This window comes from Polaromonas sp. P1_G4 (genome assembly GCF_056405475.1).
In genome coordinates this window covers 1-584 of the sequence record NZ_JBFUCA010001042.1, presented here as the reverse complement: position 1 = coordinate 584, position 584 = coordinate 1, and the positions used below count along the sequence as shown (strand labels likewise).

Annotated in this window: 1 protein-coding gene; it reads right to left on the bottom strand. The window is 54.6% G+C overall.

The window, feature by feature from the left end; all coding sequences use genetic code 11:
- Positions 1–584, bottom strand: a 584-nt coding sequence (locus AC1D1X_RS25250) for an AMIN domain-containing protein (RefSeq protein WP_477699630.1), incomplete at both ends; no start/stop codon positions are given.

Below are 584 nucleotides of genomic sequence, written 5' to 3'. Positions count from 1 at the left end.
GATACGCACTGTGTTCCCAAGCGCCCTTGGGCTCAACCACCATACGGACCTTATCCCCCGTTTGAAATGTGGTGACGGTTTGCACCGGTGTTCCGAAATCGCCCACATCCAGACGACGGCGAAGTCCTTCTGGCAATGCGGTTTTCAGGAACTCAACCACCAAAGTCTGGCCTTGCTGGCGTATATCCACGCCAACCTGGTTATTGGGCAGATCCACAACGATACGGCCAGAACCCTCAACGCCACGACGGAAATCGATGTCCTTCAAAGGCAATGTGTCGGTGTTGCGATTTTCGGCAAACACTGGTGGTGTAGTGGCGGAGGGCGTAGCCGCCGCCACTGAATCGAGGGTAATCAACAACGATTTCCCTTGAATCTCAGCTTTATACGCCGTTGGCACCTTTAGATTCAGTACTACACGGGTTCTTTCACCCGCCTGCACTACATTCGCCGAGCGCAGATTTCCCAAGTTGAGGTCCACTGCAGATCGTCCCATGGAGTTACCAACCCCGGGAAAATCAAGTGCTATACGCGCCGGCGTCTGGATACTAAAACCCGTCGGTACCGCAGCCAAAGGTTCCGCC